The following is a 20012-nucleotide window of genomic DNA, read 5'->3' on the forward strand; positions in this document are numbered from 1 at the left end:
CGAATCCGACGCACCGGTATGTAGCGGACATTACACCCGCCCAGGGGGCTGTTCCCACCCTTTGGGTATCCTTGTCCGGACACACCATCGCGCGGTCGGGTCGACACCTTCCCGGTGCAACCCCCCGCGAAATCAGCGAAAAATGGTCTAACCAGTACAAAAAAAGATTTGGATTGCTGTCGGAGAAGGCCACGGAACGCCAGGCGAGACGGCGATCAGGCGAGGTGGGACGATTCCCGGCGCGCCTCGGACCCCGATCGCGGGCGGTCAGACCAGGGGCCGACCGCCCGCGATCGGGCGGGCTGCGCAGCACGCACCTGCGGGCAGGTGACCATCGGGCGCGGGTGGGGTCACCGCGACCGTGATCGGGTGGTTGCCGGCCCGGGCACCTGCCAGGTGCGCGACCGGCTGGGTACCGGCGCGGAGCCGGCCGACGATGACGAGAGTGGGCACCGTGCGGCGCCAGGGCAGCTCGCCAGCCAGCAACATCGTGCCTTCGCGACGTGCACGTGCCAGTCCGCGGTGACGTCAGCGCGTCGGGCCGACCGGAGGCCGAGCTGACGCGGACGTACGACGCCCAGACGATCCATCGGCCGCGAGCACCGGCCGAAGCGGACGGGTAGCGGCGCGGATCGTCACGGCCGGGGCGGACTCGGCGGTGCGAAGGCGCTGGTCTCGCGCTGCCAGGCGATGGCGAGCTGGGTGCGGTTCGTGCATCCCGTCGCGACCAACGCGTGGGTCAGGTGATGCTTGACCGTGTCGATGCTGATACACAGTGCCTCGGCGACCTGCCGGTTCGACCGACCCTCGGCCACCAGCCGCACGACGTCACGTTCCCGCGCCGAGAGCCGACCGGCGACCGAGGGCCCCGGGTCGGTGCGGATGTAGAAGCGCAGCAGGTTCCCCAGGTGCCGCCCGAGGACGGCGCCGACGGCCCGGTCCCGCGGGCCGAACGCGCCGGGACGGGAGTCGAGCAACGAGATCAGCGCGCCGACGTTCGACGGGCCGAACAGGCGCACGAGCAGCTTGGCGTGGATGCCGTGGGCGCGCAGGAAGCGCTCCAGGCGCATCCGCACCTCGGGCCGCTCCGGCACGCCGAGGTCATCCAGCGTCGCCAGACCACGCTCGCGGACCGAACGCAGACTCTCCGGGTTGCTCAGCGCCTCGAGCTCGCGGTAACGCTCCATGTAGGGACCGGCCAGCCGCAGGGCCAGACCGCGGCCGGTGGGCCGGGCGTCCTGGAAGGCGGTCTCGATGGAGGAACCGAGGAAGAAGGCCGAGTGCCGGTAGCCGAGGTGGCGGGCCATGCCGTCGAGGGCGAGTTCCCGGAACGAGGCCAGCGACGAGGCCCGCTCACAGTCCTCGACCACCCGCAGGATGCCGCGCAGCTCCGCGGCACCGAGGGCCAGGTCGCGGGGCATCGGCGCACCCGCGCGCGCCGCCGTCGCGCCGGGGCGCACCGGGGCACCGGCCGCGCTCCGGGCACCGGCCAGCGGAACCTCGCCGCGCCCCAAAGGGGCCCCTGTCAGTGGCCCCGCGGCCCGGGTGTGAGACAGTGGTCGCGCGGCGGCGCCGCCCGCACCCGTGGCCGGTGCGGGATGCCTGGTGGCCGCGGCACGGTGCGGTGCGACTGGCGAAGCCGATGGGCTCACCGGAGCGTGCCGTGCCATACGTCCCACCACACCGAGATCTGTTGGTGTGTCCACGGTCACGCCGATTCGCGGCTGATGGGGTAGGTCCTCACCGATATCATCAGCCGGGCGGGGGACTCGGTCGTTCACGTGTGCCTCCGGGGGTCATACGCAGATGTGCACCGGGCGGGGCCCGGTGGTGGCAGCGCACCGGGCGGGGCCCGGTGGTGGTGGCTACGTCACCGGATGAAATTCCGGTGAAGGTGGACATGTTCGGCAAGCGTAGGGCCCGCCTACCTTGCTACGCCAGCACTGACCCACGCCCCTCGTCTGTTATCCGGACAAACCCACCACTCAGGTGGGAGAAACACGCCCCCAACCGGCCATCTCTTGTCCGGGTTACGTCGTGGACCCCGCAGAACACTCGTTTGCGTGACGCTTGCCTCTCCCGCGTACCCCCCCATTGGGCTACCTTGGTAGAGGTTCAGGCGCTTTCCGTGGCCGCCTTACGGCCGCTTCGTGGCCCGCCCCGGCCTCTTCCGGCCGTCCCACGAACAGGCGCGGCCCTTCTCCGGGCCCACAGCCCAGACTGGTCCCCGACCGCCCGGGCCCTACCCCTCACGTCGGGTGATACGTCTCGCGCGCAACGTCAGAGCGCATGGGACGCCGTCACGCAGGGAACAAGACAGCTGCACCAGAACGGAAGACGCATCGCCGCCGCCGGCCGGCGGCGGGGTTCCTGGCCTATGCGGCGACCCGCACCGGACGCGGATCGACTGATGCGGCCACGCGCCACCGATTCCCTCGTCCCCACGGCGGCGATCCCGCCACCGCGACGGGATGAACGGGGTAAACGGGGTGAACGACGATGACATTGGGACTGTCGGTCTTCCTGGTCGCCGTGGGCGCCGCGCTGCGCTACGCCCTCACCTGGCGGCCAGGGGGAATTGATCTTCAGGTTCTCGGCCTCATTCTGATGGTCGCGGGCATCGCCACCGGCGTCATCTGCGTGTTGCGGGCTGTCCTTCGGACGCCGGCGGCACGTGAGAACGCGCCGCTCGTCCCGTTCCCCGATCGAGCGGCCCGAGCCCGCCCGGACGAGCTGACCAGCGACTTCCCCGGGACGGACGGGGATGCCTTCGGGCCGGTCCCGACGACCCCGCCGCCGTACCGCGACCTCGAACGCCACCTGTTCGCTTCGGTGTTCGACCACACCCCGGCCCTCGACCACACCCCGGCACACGACCACATGTCAGCGTCCGACCACATGTCGACGCCCGACCACATGTCGACGCCCGGCCGGGTTGCGGATACTGCCAGCGCACCCCTGGCCCACGCCGCGTCGGTGGCGGCCGAGATCGACCCGACCGCGGAGTCACTCACCGACGACGAGCGCCCCACCCAGCCCGGCGCCATCGACCCCGGTTGGCAGGGCAGCCGTCAGCCCGGCTGACCCGCGGGCGACGGACCCCGCGGGCGGCCGGGCTGACCGTCAGCCGCCCGGTGGCCCGCGCCACCATCCGCATCCGCGCGAATGACGCAGAGCGGATGCCTCAGAGATGCCTCAGAGCAGATGCAGCTCACGGGCGCGATGGACGGCGTCTCGTCGGCGGGGGACGTCGAGCTTGCGGTAGATGCTCTTCAGATGTGTCTTCACCGTGTTGACCGAGACGTAGAGCTCGGCGGCGATCTCGGCGGTGGTGAGCATCGTCGGCAGGTAGCTGAGCACCGCGAGCTCGCGGTCGCTGAGCCGGTCGCCGGCCGTCGGCGTCCCGGACCGGCGCCCGGTGACGGGCGCCGGTCCGCGCCCCCAGGTTCCCGGCCCGGACGGCCGCCCGGGGCCGCCCGCACCGCTCGGGCTCGGGGCCTCGCCCGCGCCCACCGGGCCGCCAGGTCGGATCGGTGCGCGCGGACCGGCCGGTGCGGGGACCCGGACAGTCCCCGCATGCTGCGCGGCCCGCACGGACGACGGCCCAGGGCGGGGGCCTGGCGCCGGCACGCCACCGGAGGGCGATCCGGCGGGCAGCGCCTCCCCCCGCGCCGACGCCCCGATCGTCACCCTCTCGGTCATGGACCGCCCGGACGGCGCCTTCCCGGGCGTCGGGACCGTGGCGCTCTCCCGGGTCAGCATCCCGCGTAGTTCGGTGACGAACCTCGGATGCGCGCTCGACAGCCCGGGATGCGCGTCGAGCAGTGCCGTCACCTCGCTCCCGAGGTCGAGGAAGGGGCTGGCGAAGCCCTCGTCCTCGGCCAGGGCCAACCCCCGGGCGAGCAGATCGGCCGCCCGGGCATGATCGTCGCGACGGGCCGCGATGACCGCGGCGAACACGCAGGCCGTCACCGTCGGCCCGCCTCCCCCGCCGGCCCGCAGCAGCACCGACACCGCCTGATCGGCGGCCGTCAGGTCCGCACAGCCAAGTTCGACCCGGGCCCGGGCGAGCAGCCGGACATGGTCGGCCTGGCGCGACGGAGCGCCGCGTTCGAGCACCGCCCGGGCCGCCTGGGCGTTGCCGCTCGCCAGCAGCAGGTCGATCTCGGCGGCCTGCCACAGTGACACGCACAGCGGCGGACCGGTCGGTCGGCTCTGACCGCCGAGCAGCCGCCGGGCGGCCCGCAGATCGTCGGGATGGCCAAGCCGTTGCAGCAGCCTGGCCTGCCAGATCGTGACCAGGTCGAGCAGCCCCGGCGGATGACCACTACCCTGGCAGGCCCGAGCGGCCTGCAGGTGCCGGGCGGCCAGTTCCCGGTCGACCCGGCCGAGGGCCACCACCACGAGGGCGAGATGGGCCTCGAGTACACCGGTCGGCGCGACCACACCCGGCCGGTCGCTCCCCTGGTCAGGTTCGGCGGGCCGCGCCGTCCCCCCGACGAGCGCCAGCACGTCGCACGCGTGGGACTCGGCCAGCCGCAGCCGACCACGCAGGGCGAGAGCGAGAGCGAGGGCACCGCCGGCGGACGTCGCGACCGCCCGCGAAGCCGCCGACCGCGCCGCGTCGAGCGCCGCCAGAAGATCGTCCGCCGCGGCGTCGGGCCGACCGAGCCACAGATGCGCGCGCCCCCGGCCGCACCGGGCCAGCGCGTACACGATCTCGTCGACGTCCACCGGCAGCGCCGTCCTCGCCGTCGACACCGCCAGCCCCACCGATGCCTCGGATGCCTCGGGCGGCTCGGATGCCTCGGGCGGCTCGGGCGGCTCGGAGGCCGGCGCGTCCGTCGATGGCGTCAGCGCTGCCGGAGCGGTCGAAGTTGCCGAAGTTGCCGAAGTTGGCGGGGTTGTCGCCGGTGGACGCAGAAGCCGGCGGGCCAGGCTCTGCATCTGCTCGGGCGCGCCGGCCAGCTCGGCCAGGCCCAGGTCGATCAGATCCGCCTGCACGCCCAGCCCGCGCCGCCGCGACGCCGGGGCGACCGCGATCGCCTCCCGGGCGGTCCGCAGCGCCCCACCGGCCCGGTCCGGTTGGCCGGCCCGCAGCGCACGGACGGCGACGACCAGCGCCCATTCCGCACAGTGCGCGGGGGCGGCCGGCAGCCCGGCCAGGGTCGAGTCCAGCACGTGGGTCGGGCCCAGCAACGCGCCGACCAACCCTGCCTGCTCCGGTCGCCCGGACCCGTCGAGCAGCAGGCAGGCGGCGTACCACCAGTCGCCGGCCTGGGCGGCGTGGCGAATGGCGTCCAGGGGACGGCGGTGCGCGGTGAACCACAGCGCCGCCCGCAGGTTCAGCTCGTCCACGTCCTCGCCGCGGTCGCGGGCGAGGTCGGCGCGCAGCATCGCCACGAGCAGCCGGTGGTAGCGGTAGCCGCGGTCACCGGCGAGCTCCACCACGAAGCCGTCGTGCTCGGCGAGGTCGGCCAGTCGGCCCGCACCCGGCAACGTCGATCCGTCGGCGACCACGACCTCGGCGAGCGGCCCCGTGACCTCGTCCAGCAGGCTGGTGCGCAACAGGAAGCGCCGCGCCTCGGGAGAATGTCGATCGAGCACTTCCGCTCGCAGGAAGTCGGCGATGTCGGGTGCTCTGGCCAGGACGTCCTGCGCCCGACCGAGTACCGGTGCCGGCGCCGCCCCGGATGACACCCCGGCGGCGTCCCGGGGTTCGGGGGGAGCACCGGCGGCGAGGGCCAGACGCAGACCGGTCGCCCAGCCCTCGGTCGCGCCCACCAGATCCGCGACGGTGTCGGGTGGGGCGGTCCGCGGGTCCGGCGGGTGCAGCCGTAGCAGGTCGACGGCTTCGCGTTCGGAGAAGGCGAGGTCGCGCGGCCCGAACTCGGTGACCCGGCCGTCGGCACGGGGGCGGTGCAGGGCCATCGCCACCGAACGGCCGGCCACCACGAGGCGCACCCTGTCCCCCGCGTGTTCCAGCAGCAGATCGAGCCCGCCCAGATCGGCGGCGTGGCGCACCCGATGGACGTCGTCGAGCACGATGACGACCGGTTCCGTCCGGGTGGCGAGCAGGTTCGCCAGTGGCCGGTAGTCGGTCGCGGTCGCCGGGGCCGACTCGTCGCCGTCGCGTAGGGCGTCCGGCCCGACGATGCCCGCGAGCCGCAGCCCGTGACGCAGCTGCGGCCACAGGGCCAGGCCCGGTTCGCTTTCGGCGGCCGATCGGGTCGCCGGGTCGAGCCGAATCCACACCAGGGGCGGTCGACCGGAACGTCCCACCGACCAGGAGGCCAGCAGTGTGGTCTTGCCCCAGCCTGCGGACGCGCACAAAACGGTGAGCGGCCGGGCCATCGCCGCGTCAAGATCGGCCCGCAGCCGGGGCCGGTCGACGAATCCGGCCGGCGCCGACGGAACGACGAAGTTGCCGTGCACCAGCGGCAGCCGCGCCAGGGCACGGCCTGACGGCACACCACCGGGTAGCACATCACCGGCTATCGGTGCCTGTTCGTCCCGCACTCCACACCACCCCCACGGCAATCTCGCCCTGGGTAGTGGTACAGCTACTTAGACGGAGGGGCAACCCGTGTCGGCCTCCGGACGCCAAGCACGTCGGCCGGCGCCCGGAGCAGGCGGGACGGGATGGGACGAGTCACCTCGCCGCCAGGGCGGCGGCCGACTAGGCCGCGCAGTCCGAGCAGACCACCCGCCGAGGGTCGGCCAGCTGGCTGCGGTGCTGCACCAGGAAGCACCGGGTGCAGGTGAACTCGTCAGCCTGACGCGGCAGGACCCGCAGGGAGAGCTCCTCGTCGCGTACCTCCGCATCCGGTAGGTCGAGTTCGGTCTCGAGAGCGTCCATGTCGTCGCCGAGATCCGCGGCCGCACCAGCCCGCTGCGCCTTCAGCGTCTCCAGGCTCTGCTCCTGAAGCTCGTCGTCCTCCACGTCCGCGCTTCGCCGAGCGTCGAAGTCACGCGCCATGCGTCCTGTTCCCTTCCCTTTCTCTACCGTCGCTCGCCCACTGGCCATGCCAAGGCCGATGACCACACCGATGGGACCGGGTCCACCGGACACACGAAACTCCACAACCCGGTACCCGAAGACATCGGACGGCTACCGTACGCAGCAAACCCGGGGACGCAGTGACTACCGGGCCAATGTCCGCATTCCCGGTGCCTCACCACATCCAAGGGTCCCGGCCGGAACGCGGATCTCCAAAGCCGAGCGAAGGATACGGGTCACAACCGCGTCAGGCCAGACAGCGGACCAGCCGGCGCGGTGTCTGTCCCACCACATTCACGACCGGCCACCACGGCCCGGGCGGCGCACTCGTATGCCGACCGATGCGGCACCGTACACCATTGCGGCCCGGGTATGACGACAGGTGGTCCCCGCACCGCTCCAACGGCACCCGCGGCGGGCCACCCGCGGCGCGGATCAGGCGAGGTTCGCGCCGCTCAGAGGTACAGGCCGGTCAGCCCGTCATCGACGCGCTGGGCGGCCACCGCGTGCACGTCCCGCTCCCGCAGCAGGATGTAGGTGGTCGAGTGGAGCTCGACCTCGGCCCGCTCCTCGGGGTCGTACAGCACCCGGTCGCCGACCTGGATGGTGCGTACCGCGGTGCCCACGGCGACCACGTCCGCCCAGGACAGCCGCTTGCCCATCTGCGCGGTCGCCGGGATCACGATGCCGGCCTTGGAGCGCCGGTCGGCGGCGTCCTCGCGCGGCTGCACCAGCACGCGGTCGTGCAGCAGCCGAATCGGCAGGCCGCCGGCCTGGGTGACACCTGCCGGGACGTCCATCCCCGTCATCGGGTCGACTCCGTTGACACCGCCGGACACAACAGTCACAGCTGGGGACACTACCCGTCCGCCACCGGGATGCCACAGGGATGTCACTCAAGTCCGATTCCGCTGGCGACTTCATACGGCGCAGAGAGTGCTGAACCATACCGGAGCGGGAATGCTCTCCCAACGGGGTATAAGCTGCCGCCCATCGCCGCCCGGGCTGGCGCTGACGGGCGACGTGCCGTGGCACCTCATCGCTTGTCTGTTGGCGCCTGCGAACCGTCGGCACGTCACGAACCTCAGGGATGGGGCACCACCATGGCATTGCGCATCAGTGTCGATCTCGATGGACTGCGCTGGGCCGATCTGTTCCGTTTCGTCGATCTCGCCCGTAACGGCGGGATCAGCGCGGAGGACCAGGTCGACGTCATCACCTACGGCAGCGATCCCATGTCGGTGAGCCTCTCCGCCCGCATCTACCCGGCGGCCGAGGGTTTCCTGTCCACCGAGCAGGCGGACCCGAACGGCGACGGCCGACACGGCGCCCCGCTGTCGATCGCGCCGGGTGCGGCCAGCGCGAACGGCTCCGGCGGTTACGGCTACGACGGGGGCGCCGCCGAACGGGCGGCCGCGGCGAACGGCGCGCACTACCCGGCGTTCGACAACGCCCAGGACCGCCCCGCGGCGCCGGGCACCCCGCCCATGCCGCCGTACGGGCCGAGCTACGACACCCCCGGCGACCGGGGCGCACAGCAGGCCGCCGGCCACTACCCGGCCTTCGACGGCCAGGCCGACCGGATGCCACTGGCGAACGGAGCCGGCCAGTTCGCCGGCTTCGAGTCGTTCGACCGCTCCGCACCGGGTGAGAAGCCTGGCGGCGCTCCCGGCCAGGTCGAAAGTCCCTACATCGAGGAGTTCGCCCGGCTGCAGGAAGGCCTGATGCGCCAGGTGCGTCGCACCGACGAGGTGCGGCCGGAACGCTCCTGATCAGCTGGGAGCCGAAACGTCGACGGACCAGAGCGCACGTGCGGCCGCAGCGGGCGGGGCGAGGCGGGGGCCCCCAGGGGCCCACCGCCGTTACGTCGCGTAACGAAATTTGGACGCTCGGCGCCGCTTTGGGCCTGTTCACGGGCGCGGAAGGTAAGGCGTCCGTAACAACACCCTCTTTCGTTCTACACCGTTCGCGCCTTCTCGGCCGCTATGGTGCATGCTGCCTGTGATGGACGATCCGCGGCTTGCCGACGTCGAGCAGTATCACGGGCGACTACGCTCCGAGCTCGACGTCATCGCGCGTGGGCCGGTACTGGTCGGTCCAAAGATCATCGAACACATCAACTCTCTGATCACACTGATCGACCTGCACCAGCCGAACGAGTTCGAGCTCTGCCTCAGCTGTGACCGGCTCTGGCCCTGCGCCTCGATCGTGGCGATCACCGGCATCGCACCCGACGATCCCAGCCAGGACGGCGACGCCGATCTCGCGCCGCTGGGCCTGCACGCCGGTGCGCCGGGCGATCACTCCGAGGAGCTGCCGGCGCCGCGGCCACCGGTCGGCCGCATCCTGCCGCCCCCGCCGACCGCGCCTGTTCCCATCGCCCCGCCGCCGCCGTCCGCACCACCGCCGTCCGCACCCATGCCGTCCGCACCCATGCCGTCCGCACCCATGCCGTCCATACCGCCGCCGTCCGGACCTCCCCCGGCCGTGCCCATGCCGATGGCACTGGCCGACCGGTCCGAGCGCCCGCGGTCCCAGGATCCCCGCCGCGAGACGGACCGCCGATATCCCACCGCCGCCCGCCCCGGCGACGACGCCAGATACACCCAGTACGGGCAGGAAGCCCAGTACGGCAACGGTCGACCCGAGCCGGACGGCCAGTACGCCGAGGATGCCCGCCACCGCGAGGACGCCCGTCTCGGCGACGAGGCTCGGCGCCGAGACGCGAACCGGTACGACACGCAACGCCGCCCTCGCGACGAGCAGCGCTACGGCGACGAGCAGCGCTACGGCGACGAGCGCCGATACGCCGGCGATCCGCGCGGCGTCGAGCGTCGGCCCGTGAGCGAAGTCCCCTACGGCGCCGTCCCCTACAGCGAGGACGCCCCGTACACCGAGGGCACGCGACGCGACAGCGAGCGCCACCCCGACGACGTCCGACGTCGGGGTGGCGCCAGACCCGGCGATCAGCCCGCTGGCCCGGCGGCCCCGCCAGTCCGCCAGCCCACCACGGCGCGCCGCTTCGACGATCCTGGCCGTGGCGCGCCGGCCGGCCCACGACCAGGCCCGGTGCCCTCCGGGTCCGGCGTTCCCTTCCCACCCGCGCCTCTTCGGCAGGCACCCGGTCAGCCTCGGCCCACCGGCGCGGTGCCCCGGTTGCCGGGTGTGGCCGCCCCCGAACCAGCACCCGCGCCCCCGCTGCCCGTGGCACCGGCTCCCGCCGCCGCCCAGCTGGACGGCCGGCACTACCCGGCACCCGGCGCCGCGCCACCGGCACGTCCGGCCGATCGCGCAGCAGTGCCCCGCTACCCGGACGGCATCGCGGTACCCACCTCCCGTCCGGCGCCGCCGATCTCCGGACCGGTCGAGATCACCGGCCGTTCCGGGTTGGCCGCGACCCGAACGGGCGACGGCGGCAACGGTGCGGCGGACCGTGGCGCGCCCGGCAACGGGTTCGGACCGGGCAACGGGTTCGGACCGGGAGAATCCGGGCTGGCGGAACTCGGGCCGCAGGGACGCCCGCCCGCCGCGATGCCCGTCGATCGGCTCGGCGTGCCCCGACGGACCCCACCCGAGCCCACCCACGCCCCGCGAGGGGCGATGGGTGGCGCCGGGGCCGCGGGGTCGAACGCGCGCCGGGCCGCCGACGCCCGCGCCGCCGAGCACCGGACGGTCCGCCCGGCTCAGCAGCCCGCTCAGCGGCACGCGTCCCCGGCACTGCCCGGACTGTCACCGCGGTCCCCGCAGCCCGTGACGGGCACCCACAGCGGCACGAACGGGCTCTCCCCGGCGGCCGCCCTCGTCGACCAGGCTCAGGTCGACGAGGTCACCAGGGCGTGGCTGGCGCGGCAGGAATCGGTCCTCGATGGCATCGACGTGATCTGAGTCGGTCGGCCGCGGATCTCGCTGTCCACCGCGGCGCGTCGTCCCCTGTTGGGGGGGCCGCACGCGGTATCCAGGTGCGACCGGCGGAGGAGAGACGACCCGCGGCCACGATCGGCGCAGGTTTGAGGTGCCGGACAAGGAGGCAGGTACGCGTCGCCGGGCAGCGTGCCCGACGCGAGGACGACACCGCGTGCCGGAGCCGTTCCGCTCGATCCCACGGAAGGTGAGGCGTGGCCGGAGTACTGACCGCACGCTTCGACCTGCCCGCCGAACCCCGCGCCGCCGGGCGGGCCCGCCGGCTTGTCACCGAGCTGCTTGCCGCCTGGAACCGGGCTGAGGCGATCGAGGTCGCCCAGCTGCTCATCAGCGAGGTGGTGACGAACGCGGTCCGATTTGTCGGTGACCGCGGCGCACTACGGCTGACCGTCACCCTCAGCATCGACCGCATCCGCATCGCGGTCGATGACGGGAGCTCGTTGCATCCCACGTTGCGGCTGGCCGACGACGACGACGAGTCGGGGCGAGGTATGCATCTGGTGGCGGCGCTGGCGCTGCAGTGGGGGATCGTGGACTGCCCACAGGAGCAGGGGCCCGGCAAACAGGTGTGGTTCGACCTACCGCGCCAGCCGGACCCCCCGCGACAGGAGGGCTCCGTGGAGGTCACCTGCGGCACCTGAGCGACCGGGCGTCGGAGCGGGAGCGCAAGCGCCGCACCCAGCTCGGGACCGGCCTTTCACAGATAGTCCAAAATATCCGCTTTTATTATTATGAAGTAATGCAATCCAGCTCGAACTGACCGGGCGGGAGGTCGCATGACGTGGCGCAGAGCGAGTGGCGCACCGCCGACAGCATCTGTCGGCGATAGTCGGGTCTGCGATACGTACGTTCTGGATGGGCAGCCGTCAGCACAACAGTGTGGGCACTTCAGTCCCTGTTCAGGCAACTCGCGTACGGTGATCACAGCTCGCCGCGCCACGATCGTGGCCACGGCACCAGCCCGACGGGGGTTGCCATCGAGATTCCGGTCGTTCTCGGCTCGCGTGTCGGCGAGATCACCGCGGTCCCTGGTGACGCGGGCATGACAGTCTCCTCCTCACCCGCCGCCTCCCCGGCCGCGCGTATCTGCGGCCCCGTGGATCCGTACCGTCATGTTTTCGCCGAGCCGCTGGCGCTGGTGATGCCGGATGCGTCCACCGCTCGGGCGCGTTCACGGCGGCGCACCCTGGCGTGTCTGATCGCCACCGGCATCCTGCTGGTCGTCCTGGGCATTCAGTTCCGCGGGGATGCCGCGTCCCGGCTGTCCGGCGTGCCGGCTCCGCGTTGGCACTGGCTGGCCGCCTGCGCCGGCGCGACCGCCCTGTTCTACGTCGCCAACGGCGTCTCCCTGCGCTCCGCCAGCGGCCTGCGCATGTCACTACGGACGGTGACCGCCGTGCAGCTCGCCGCCGCCGCGACGAACCGCATCGTCCCCGCCGGCCTCGGTGCGATCGCGGTCCACCTGCGGTTCCTGCAACGGCGTGGGATGACCCGGCCGGCCGCACTCGCCGCCGTCGCCTCGGTGAAGGGCGCGGGCGCGGTGACCCACCTGCTGGGTCTCGCGATCGTCGCGGGCACCCTCAGCGACTCCGGCATCGGCACGGCGGTGGTCAGCCCGGTCCGCACCACCGTCCACGATCTGGGCGCGGGGCCGACCACGATCGGCGTCGTGATCGTGATGGCGCTGGTCACCGGTACCGTCGCGCATCCACGGGTCCGGGTGGTCGTGCGCCCGGCCGCCCGGGTGTTCCGCAGCCACCTGTCGACCCTGGCGCACTCCCCCGGTCGGGCCGCGCTGCTGGTCGCCTCGCAGGCCGCTACCCGGCTGTTCCAGATCCTCGCGCTCGCCTGCACGGTGTGGGCGTTCGGTGCCAGCGTCACGCTGATGTCGGTCGCCACCGTCTACCTGGTCGGCTCGATGGTCGCCGGAGCGGCACCGACGGCCGGCGGGGTCGGCGCGCTGGAGCCGGCGCTGGCCTTCGGCCTGACCGCGGCCGGTGGCAGTGCGGCGACCATGCTCGCCGCCGTCCTGGTCTACCGCGTGATCAGCTTCTGGCTGCCGGTCGTCCCCGGCGCCCTCGCCCTGGCCGGCCTGCGCCGCAGCGGCGACCTCTAGACGCATGCCGGCGGGACGGCCCGCCGACCTGGGCACCGCTGACCTGGGCACCGCTGACCTGCGCACCGCCCGGCTCGTCCCGAGTGCGACAGCGCAAGGGTGCGGGAGGGGGGACTTGAACCCCCACGCCCAGTGGGCGGCAGGACCTAAACCTGCTGCGTCTGCCATTCCGCCACTCCCGCGTGCCACCAGGGTAGCGAGGCCGGGCAAGCGGTTTACCGGCTGGTTCGGCGAAGCACCGCAGGCCCGCTACGCTGCGCCGTCGCATCAGTCCGGATACGTCCTGATTCCGCGCGCGGGGTTTGTCGCGCCGGGGACGGGACACATAACCCCGCGTCGATGAGGTGACAGCTGTCGGCTGGCCGACCCGCACGGTGGGCCCCGCTACGGCACGCTGAGCCTGCTGCGGCCCGCCAGGCCCAGCCCCGGTAGCGCGCTGGACCCGCTCGCGAACCGGCAGGTGAGACCGGCACGCGAGGACGGGGAGACCGACCCATGACCGACCCGAACATCCCGGATTCCGCCGCGGCGGCCACCCCCGAGCCCCGCGCGTCCACGCCGTCCACGCCGCCCACGCCGCCCACGCCAGCCGGGCCCGCCGCGCCGGCGCAGCCCCCGGCGACGTCCACCGCCGCGCAGGCGCTGACCGAACGCAACGAGGCCCTGCGACTGATCGACAGCGGACGGGCGACCACCGCGACCGTCGACGCGCTGCGCGACACCGGCGCCCGGGTGAACGGCCGGCCCGTCGCGGAGGTCCACCTGCTGGTGGACCAGCCGGGCGGCCAGCCCTATCCGGTGGTGCGCGCCGCCGTCGCCCCGGGCACGGACGTCGACCTCGCCGCCCTCGCCGTCGCCTCGTCCGGGCGCCCACGGCGCATCCCGGTGCTCGTCGACCCCGGCCGGCCGGACAACGTACTGCTGCGCTGGGACCTGCGCCCCGCCAGCTGAGCCGCGCTCAGTCGGCGGCGAGGCTCAGGTCGCGGAGCAGCTTGGCGACGTGGCCGGTGGCGCGCACGTTGTACTGCGCGACCTCGATCGCGCCGTCCGCGCCGACGACGAAGGTCGAGCGGATCACCCCGACGGTCTTCTTCCCGTACATCGTCTTCTCCCCGAACGCACCGTAGGCCGCCAGCACGGACCGGTCCGGGTCGGACAGCAGGGGGAAGGTCAGCGACTGGGCGTCGCGGAACTTCGCGAGTTTCGCCGGCTTGTCCGGCGAGATGCCGAGCACGTCGATGCCGGCATCGCCCAGCAGGGCGAGGTTGTCCCGAAAGTCGCAGGCCTGCTTCGTGCAGCCCGGGGTGGAGGCGGCCGGGTAGAAGTAGACCACCACCCGGCGGCCTCGGTACGACTCGAGCGACACCTCGCGTTCCTCGGCGTCGGACAGGGTGAACAGCGGTGCGGGGTCGCCGGCGGACAGGCGGGCGGCGGTGGCGGTCTCGGTCATGGGCCGACAAGGTAGTCGGGGCCCGGGCAGATCGGCAAACCGACCGCCGACCGGGCGTGGTCTCCACTTCGCCCCACTCCCGTTTCAGCCCGGACCACCTGGTCGGCCGGCGACCCGCGGTGCTCAGGCCGCCGCGTTGACGGCGGCGGTGAAGCCGTCCGGCGTGAGCTCGGCGCCGGTGAGCCGCTTACCGTTGATGATCACTGTCGGGGTGCCGGTGACATCGGCCTTGGACGCGTCCTGGTCGACCTTGTGGACGTAGCCGTCATAGGTGCCGTTGTTCACCGCGTCCTTGTAGGCCTGCGAGGTCAGGCCGGCCTTGGCGCCGAGCTCGATGAGGGTGGCGTTGGTGAAACCACCGGTTTTCTCCTCGGGCTGGTTGGCGTAGAGGACCTCGTGCAGTTCGCGGAACCGGCCCTCGTTCGCCGCCGCGGCCGCCGCGTTCGCCGCCCGGACCGACTCGGGGCCCAGGAACGACATCATGTGATAGTCGATCTTGATTTTGCCCTGGTCGAGCAGGGTGCCGATGGTCGGGCCGGTCTGGGTCTCCAGCGCCTCGCAGGCCGGGCACTGGAAGTCCTCGTACATGTCGACCGTGACGGGCGCGCTGGCCTTACCGACGATGATGCCGTGATCGGTGCCGGTGGCCGGGGCCGGCAACACCACCGGCTTCGATCCCTCCCGCGAGTTCTGCACGAGGAAACCGAGCACGGCGACCAGCGCGAGCACGAGGACGACGGCCCCGCCGACGATCAGGTTGCGCCGCCGCCGCTCCGCCGCGGCCGCCGCGGCCCGGGCGGCGGCGGCCTTCGTCCGGCGATCCTCGGCGCTCGCCGTCTGCTTACTTTTTGAGACTTTCGAAGCCATCTACGTCACTCCTGCGGTGGTCGGCGGTCGACGTGACGCCATCACCCGAGCCGGCTTCGTCCGGACTGGCTTCGCCCAGGCGGGGATCGTCCAGGCTGGGATCGTCCAGGGCTGATTCGTCCTGGTTCGGGTCGTGCGAGGTGTCGAGGTCGACCGGTCTGTCGAGAAGACGGTCCACCGCGAGGTAGCCGGTGGGCCGCCACACGAGCACGAGCGCGACGAGCAGCAGCAGGCTGTCGCGGACGAGCTCGGAGGTGTAATGGGTGGGCGCGTCGGCGCCCAGATCGCCGCCGGAGGAGAAGCAGCCGCAGTCGATCCGCAGGCCGCGGGCCGCCGCCGAGGCGATGGCCGCGATGTACGTCGCGAACATCAGCGCCGACACGACCGCGCTGACCCGCACGGCCAGTCCGAGCACCAGCAGCACGCCGAGCGCGATCTCCAGGAACGGCACGCCGTAGGCGACCGGTTGGACCAGCGACTCCGGCAGGATCCGAAACGCCCGCACCGAGCGCAGCATCCCGTCGGGATCGTTGATCTTGAGTAGCCCGGCGGCCAGCCACACAGCACCGAGGACGAGCCGCAGCGCGGTGGAGACCACGCGGCTCGCCGGCTGCGACGGGGCGCGCAGGCGATGGGCGATCGTGAACATGTCCGTTCCGTTCCTGGTCGAACGTGCCGCGGACGCCCGGGACAGACCCGGGTCGAACTGCCTGTGCCAACGAGTGAGAAGCGGCCCGATATCCCGATCGGGGTCAGCCGTCGCGAACCAGGCCGGGGGTTGCCCCCCATATCCGGTCTGACCTGGTCCGAGGCCGTCACACCCAGTCTCAGCGTAGTCCGCGCCGCGTCATCCCCCAGGCGCCGAACGGCCCGCTCTCGACGGGCCGGGCGGCCCGTTCCGGCCCCGACCGGCGCCGCCGTGCACCCGCGGCGGCCAGCCGTGGCGACCGGGTCCGCCCTGCTCGGTGCCACCGCCGGGCGGGCTGGGCGCCGGATGAGAGGTATGTCCTGGCACGCGCCGCGACGTTTCGCCTCGCCGGGGGGTGGCAGGTCTGGCACGATCGGAACAGGCCGGCCACACCCGACGCGGGACGTCGCGCCGCCACCCGCACCGGACGAGAGGGCAACATTCGTGCCGCAGGACCCGGCCGCCATCCAGCAGCAGATCGAGGAGACCCGCGCCGAGCTCGCCGAGACGATCGACGCCATCGCGGAGATCGTCAGCCCCCGTCGGGTGGCCGAGCGCGCCCAGGAGCAGCTGCGCGTGCGCACCACGGAGCTGCGCCAACGCTACGGTCCCGTACTCGGCCTGGCTCCGGCGCCGAGCCCGGAGACGGCGCTCACCCCCGGGGTGCCCTCCGGCGCGCCACCCGGTGTCGACACAGGCGCGCCGAGGGTCGTGCGGGCGGTCCGCTGGGACCGGGTGGTCCTGGCCACGAGCACGCTGGTGTTGTTCGTCGGCGGGGTGCGCCGACGCCGTCGGCGGCATGCCAGCCGATGAGCGGCGCCCCGGCACCGGGCCGGGTGGTGCTGCTGCGGCACGGCCAGACGGCCTGGAGCCGCGACGGCCGGCACACCGGGCGGACCGACGTCCCGCTGACCGAGGAGGGCAAGCGTCAGGCCGCCGCGCAGGCCGCCCATCTGGACGGGCTGACGTTCGTGCTCGCGGTGACGAGCCCCCGGCGCCGCGCCCGGCACACCGCGGATCTCGCGGGTCTGGTCTCCCCTCCGGTGCCCGAACGTCTGGTCTGGGAGGACCTCGCCGAGTGGGACTACGGCGACTACGAGGGCGTCACCACCGTGACGATCCGTCAGAGCGTCCCCGGGTGGACGGTGTGGGACGCGCCCGTACCGGGCGGTGAGACCCCCGAGCAGGTCGGTGCCCGCGCCGACGCGGTGCTCTCCCGGCTGCGTCCCTGGCTGGAGCGCGGCGACGTGGCCCTCGTCGGCCACGGGCACATGCTGCGCGTGCTCATCGCCCGGTGGCTGGGCCTGCCGCCGCGCGCCGGCGCACGGTTCGTGCTGGGCGCGGGCACCCTGTCGGTGCTCGGTCACGAGCACGAGTCCCCCGCGATCGAACTGCTCAACCTGCCCGGCTGAGCCCGCCCGCCCGCGCGCCGGCGGCCTTCGGCCGGATCGATCAGGCCAGGGGGCGGTTGACCCCGGCGCTGACCAGCAGTACTACGCCAATCGCACGTGCGACATCAGACCTGGCCGAGGCGCAGCAGACGGGTGGAACCGGCGACCACCGGGGCGTGGCAGTGCCGGCACACCAGTTCCGGCTCCAGCTCGGCTCCGCAGTCATGTTCCCACCGGGTCGGCGGCGGGCCGGTGGTGACGTAACGATCGCCCCAGTCGGTGAGCGCCAGCAGGATCGGCGCCAGGGCCTGACCGGCCTCCGTGGGCAGGTACTCGTAACGCGGCGGATGCCGCTCGTAGAGCTGCCGGGTGAGCACACCACGGTCCACCAACGTCCGCAGGCGAGCCGCGAGGATGTCCCGGCTCGCCCCGGTGTTGCGGGCGATCTGGTCGAACCGGCGTTCTCCGAGCAGCACCTCGCGCAACGCGAGCAGGCTCCAGCGCTCCCCGATGACGCCCAGCGCGTTCGCGATCGAACAGTCCCGCCCACCAGCGGCCATGATCACAGCCTCCTCGGACCCGTCGATCCACCGGGCCGCTGGTCCGAACCTACCGGTTGACCCCACTACGCGACCCGTCCGATAGTGAGTTGGAATTTCCAACCTAAAAGCCCAAGGACCTTTTGGAGGGCCCATGGAGTCTTCGGACGAGCACGTGACCGAGACTCGCCTGCCGGCGCGGCTCGCCAACCATCCGACGGTGCGCGCGGCCCACGCCCGCCGGGCCGCGCTCCGCGACACACCTGGCGCACCCGCCGTCGTGGACGCCGGCTGGCTACGGGAGATCGCGCTGCGAGCCGGCGCCGACGACGTGGCCGCCGTGCCGATCGACCGACCCGAACTCGCCGCCGAACGCGAGCACGTGGAGCGGGCCCTGTCCGGCACCCGCAGCCTGGTCAGCCTCGTGGTCCGCATGAACCGCGACAATGTCCGCTCACCCGAGCGCAGCGTCGCCAACCAGGAGTTCCATCACAGCGGCGAACTCGTCAACACCGCCGCCCGCCGGACCGTCCGCGCCCTGCAGGACACGGGATTCCGGGCGGTCAACCCGTCGGCGACCTTTCCGATGGAGATGGACCGCTACCCGGGACGCATCTGGGTGGTCGCCCACAAGACCGTCGCGGTCGCCGCGGGCCTCGGCGCGATCGGCATACACCGAAACGTCATCCACCCCCGGTTCGGGAACTTCGTCCTGCTGGCCACGCTGCTGGTCGGCGCACCCGTGAGCGAGTACGGCTCGCCGATCGACTACAACCCCTGCCTGGAATGCAAACTGTGCGTCGCGGCCTGCCCCGTCGGCGCCATCGACAAGGACGGCGGTTTCGACTTCCTCACCTGCTTCACACATAACTACCGTGAGTTCATGGGAGGTTTCACCGACTGGGCGGAAACAGTCGCCGACAGCACCGACGGAGCGGACTTCCGACACCGGGTGAGCGACGCCGAGAACGCCTCCATGTGGCAGAGCCTCTCGTTTCGGGCGAACTACAAGGCGGCGTACTGCATGGCGGTGTGCCCGGCCGGCGAGGACGTTGTCGACCCCTACCTGGCGGACCGTCAGGGGTTCATGGCACAGGTGCTGCGCCCCCTCCAGGACAAGGTCGAACCGCTGTACGTCACCGCCGGTTCGCCGGCCGCCGAGCACGCCCGCCGCCGCTTCCCACACAAGCAGATCCGCCAGGTGGGCGACGCCGGCCGCTCCCGGCGGCGGATCGACCCCGACGGGCCGCCCGAGCCGGACGAACCGCCCAAGCCCGACGAGCGGTGAGGCATGTGCGGTCGGTGGCCGCATCCCCACGTTCCCGGGTCGGGGCGAGACCGTTCCCGCGAACCTGGCACCCCGGGTCGCCGCGGTCGTGGTCTACGGCAATCCGCTGGCGCTGATGGGTGGGCACATTCCGACGTCGAGCCCGACCTACGGTCCGAAGGCGAAGGAGATGTCCCCGCATGGACGCCGAGAACCCGCACACTGACCACCCGGCCGCCGCGCAGGCGGGCCGCCCGGGCACCGATCCGGCGCGCGCCGATCGGCGCCAGGTGCGCGGCGCGGGTGAGCGGCCCTCGACCCTCACCTGCCTCGGCCCCTCCCCGGATCCGCCCTTCGAGCAGGTCACGAGCGCGTCCGTGGTGGCTGTGACCGACGACGGGCATCTGGTCGTCGCCGAGCTGACCCGCGGGCTGGACATCCCCGGTGGGCATGTGCAGCGCGGCGAGTCGTCGCTGGAGCAGACCATCCGCCGGGAGGCATGGGAGGAGATCCGGGCCCGGCTCGGCCCGCTGCATCCCGTCGAGGTCATCGAGTCGGACCACTTCGGCCCGGACGACCTCACGTACATGGTGATCCGCACCGCCCGGGTCCGTGACCTCGGTACCTGGGAGAGCACCCACGAGTCGGCGGGACGGCGGATCCTCGCGCCGGAGGACTTCCTCGCCCGCTACCGCGGCGATGACCCGGCGCTCATGCGCCACCTGGTGACGACCGCGCTGGCCGTCCTACGGGATGCCGCGCCGGCGGCTTGA

19 protein-coding genes and 1 tRNA gene are annotated in these 20012 nt (G+C 72.7%); 10 read left to right on the top strand and 10 right to left on the bottom strand.

Annotation, left to right across the window (positions count from 1 at the left end; translation table 11 throughout):
• Positions 1–267: 267 nt before the first annotated feature.
• Both MXD59_RS17940 and MXD59_RS17945 read right to left on the bottom strand, forming a co-directional pair.
• Positions 268–489 (bottom strand): hypothetical protein, encoded by a 222-nt coding sequence (locus tag MXD59_RS17940; RefSeq protein ID WP_248825848.1) that lies wholly within the window; start codon positions 487–489, stop codon positions 268–270.
• A 146-nt stretch (positions 490–635) separates the two neighbouring features.
• Positions 636–1421: a helix-turn-helix transcriptional regulator gene (locus MXD59_RS17945; protein WP_248811344.1), complete on the bottom strand. Its 786-nt coding sequence runs from the start codon at positions 1419–1421 to the stop codon at positions 636–638.
• Positions 1422–2499: 1078 nt separating this feature from the next.
• On the opposite strand from MXD59_RS17945, the gene MXD59_RS17950 reads away from it, so the two are divergent.
• On the top strand, positions 2500–3084 hold the full coding sequence (locus MXD59_RS17950) for a hypothetical protein (RefSeq protein WP_248825849.1): 585 nt from the start codon (positions 2500–2502) through the stop codon (positions 3082–3084).
• A 111-nt stretch (positions 3085–3195) separates the two neighbouring features.
• Here the strand turns inward: MXD59_RS17950 and MXD59_RS27020 are convergent, their stop codons facing one another.
• The 3 genes from MXD59_RS27020 to MXD59_RS17965 form a co-directional block, all read right to left on the bottom strand.
• A complete protein-coding gene (locus MXD59_RS27020) occupies positions 3196–6519 on the bottom strand; it encodes a winged helix-turn-helix domain-containing protein (protein WP_248825850.1) in 3324 nt (1107 codons plus the stop codon).
• Between the two features lie 160 nt (positions 6520–6679).
• Entirely contained in the window at positions 6680–6979 is a 300-nt protein-coding gene (locus tag MXD59_RS17960) for a DUF4193 family protein (RefSeq protein ID WP_248811341.1), read from the bottom strand.
• 476 nt (positions 6980–7455) lie between these two features.
• On the bottom strand, positions 7456–7848 hold the full coding sequence (locus MXD59_RS17965; protein WP_248825851.1) for a GroES family chaperonin: 393 nt from the start codon (positions 7846–7848) through the stop codon (positions 7456–7458).
• 255 nt (positions 7849–8103) lie between these two features.
• Between MXD59_RS17965 and MXD59_RS17970 the strand changes: the two genes are divergently transcribed.
• The 4 genes from MXD59_RS17970 to MXD59_RS17985 all read left to right on the top strand — a co-directional run bounded on the left by MXD59_RS17970 (position 8104) and on the right by MXD59_RS17985 (position 13037).
• Positions 8104–8772 carry a hypothetical protein gene (locus tag MXD59_RS17970; protein ID WP_248825852.1) on the top strand — a complete coding sequence of 223 codons (669 nt, stop codon included), beginning with the start codon at positions 8104–8106 and terminating at the stop codon, positions 8770–8772.
• Between the two features lie 232 nt (positions 8773–9004).
• The gene (locus MXD59_RS17975; protein ID WP_248825853.1) at positions 9005–10885 is read left to right on the top strand and encodes a hypothetical protein; all 1881 of its coding nucleotides are present in this window, start codon (positions 9005–9007) and stop codon (positions 10883–10885) included.
• A gap of 230 nt (positions 10886–11115) precedes the next feature.
• Positions 11116–11562 (top strand): ATP-binding protein, encoded by a 447-nt coding sequence (locus MXD59_RS17980; RefSeq protein ID WP_248825854.1) that lies wholly within the window; start codon positions 11116–11118, stop codon positions 11560–11562.
• 236 nt (positions 11563–11798) lie between these two features.
• Positions 11799–13037 (top strand): lysylphosphatidylglycerol synthase transmembrane domain-containing protein, encoded by a 1239-nt coding sequence (locus MXD59_RS17985; RefSeq protein WP_372512126.1) that lies wholly within the window; start codon positions 11799–11801, stop codon positions 13035–13037.
• Between the two features lie 100 nt (positions 13038–13137).
• Here the strand turns inward: MXD59_RS17985 and MXD59_RS17990 are convergent.
• Positions 13138–13219 (bottom strand) — tRNA-Leu (locus tag MXD59_RS17990).
• A 313-nt stretch (positions 13220–13532) separates the two neighbouring features.
• On the opposite strand from MXD59_RS17990, the gene MXD59_RS17995 reads away from it, so the two are divergent.
• On the top strand, positions 13533–13988 hold the full coding sequence (locus MXD59_RS17995; protein ID WP_248825856.1) for a hypothetical protein: 456 nt from the start codon (positions 13533–13535) through the stop codon (positions 13986–13988).
• Between the two features lie 7 nt (positions 13989–13995).
• Here the strand turns inward: MXD59_RS17995 and bcp are convergent, their stop codons facing one another.
• The 3 genes from bcp to MXD59_RS18010 all read right to left on the bottom strand — a co-directional run bounded on the left by bcp (position 13996) and on the right by MXD59_RS18010 (position 16003).
• Complete coding sequence (gene bcp / locus MXD59_RS18000) at positions 13996–14487, bottom strand: thioredoxin-dependent thiol peroxidase (protein WP_248825857.1); 492 nt, start codon at positions 14485–14487, stop codon at positions 13996–13998.
• Between the two features lie 123 nt (positions 14488–14610).
• The gene (locus MXD59_RS18005; protein WP_248825858.1) at positions 14611–15354 is read right to left on the bottom strand and encodes a DsbA family protein; all 744 of its coding nucleotides are present in this window, start codon (positions 15352–15354) and stop codon (positions 14611–14613) included.
• Complete coding sequence (locus MXD59_RS18010) at positions 15329–16003, bottom strand: MauE/DoxX family redox-associated membrane protein (RefSeq protein WP_248825859.1); 675 nt, start codon at positions 16001–16003, stop codon at positions 15329–15331. The genes MXD59_RS18005 and MXD59_RS18010 overlap by 26 nt, the downstream gene beginning before the upstream one ends.
• Before the next feature lie 483 nt (positions 16004–16486).
• Between MXD59_RS18010 and MXD59_RS18015 the strand changes: the two genes are divergently transcribed.
• Both MXD59_RS18015 and MXD59_RS18020 read left to right on the top strand, forming a co-directional pair.
• The gene (locus MXD59_RS18015) at positions 16487–16855 is read left to right on the top strand and encodes a DUF3618 domain-containing protein (protein ID WP_248825860.1); all 369 of its coding nucleotides are present in this window, start codon (positions 16487–16489) and stop codon (positions 16853–16855) included.
• Positions 16852–17454 carry a histidine phosphatase family protein gene (locus MXD59_RS18020; RefSeq protein ID WP_248825861.1) on the top strand — a complete coding sequence of 201 codons (603 nt, stop codon included), beginning with the start codon at positions 16852–16854 and terminating at the stop codon, positions 17452–17454. The genes MXD59_RS18015 and MXD59_RS18020 overlap by 4 nt, the downstream gene beginning before the upstream one ends.
• Before the next feature lie 104 nt (positions 17455–17558).
• Here the strand turns inward: MXD59_RS18020 and MXD59_RS18025 are convergent, their stop codons facing one another.
• Positions 17559–17993 carry a winged helix-turn-helix transcriptional regulator gene (locus tag MXD59_RS18025; RefSeq protein ID WP_248825862.1) on the bottom strand — a complete coding sequence of 145 codons (435 nt, stop codon included), beginning with the start codon at positions 17991–17993 and terminating at the stop codon, positions 17559–17561.
• A gap of 154 nt (positions 17994–18147) precedes the next feature.
• Between MXD59_RS18025 and MXD59_RS18030 the strand changes: the two genes are divergently transcribed.
• Together MXD59_RS18030 and MXD59_RS18035 are read left to right on the top strand one after the other, a co-directional pair.
• Complete coding sequence (locus tag MXD59_RS18030; protein WP_248825863.1) at positions 18148–19260, top strand: 4Fe-4S binding protein; 1113 nt, start codon at positions 18148–18150, stop codon at positions 19258–19260.
• Between the two features lie 179 nt (positions 19261–19439).
• On the top strand, positions 19440–20012 hold the full coding sequence (locus tag MXD59_RS18035) for an NUDIX hydrolase (RefSeq protein WP_248825864.1): 573 nt from the start codon (positions 19440–19442) through the stop codon (positions 20010–20012).

Source organism: Frankia umida, assembly GCF_023242945.1.
GTDB classification, from domain to species: domain Bacteria; phylum Actinomycetota; class Actinomycetes; order Frankiales; family Frankiaceae; genus Frankia; species Frankia umida.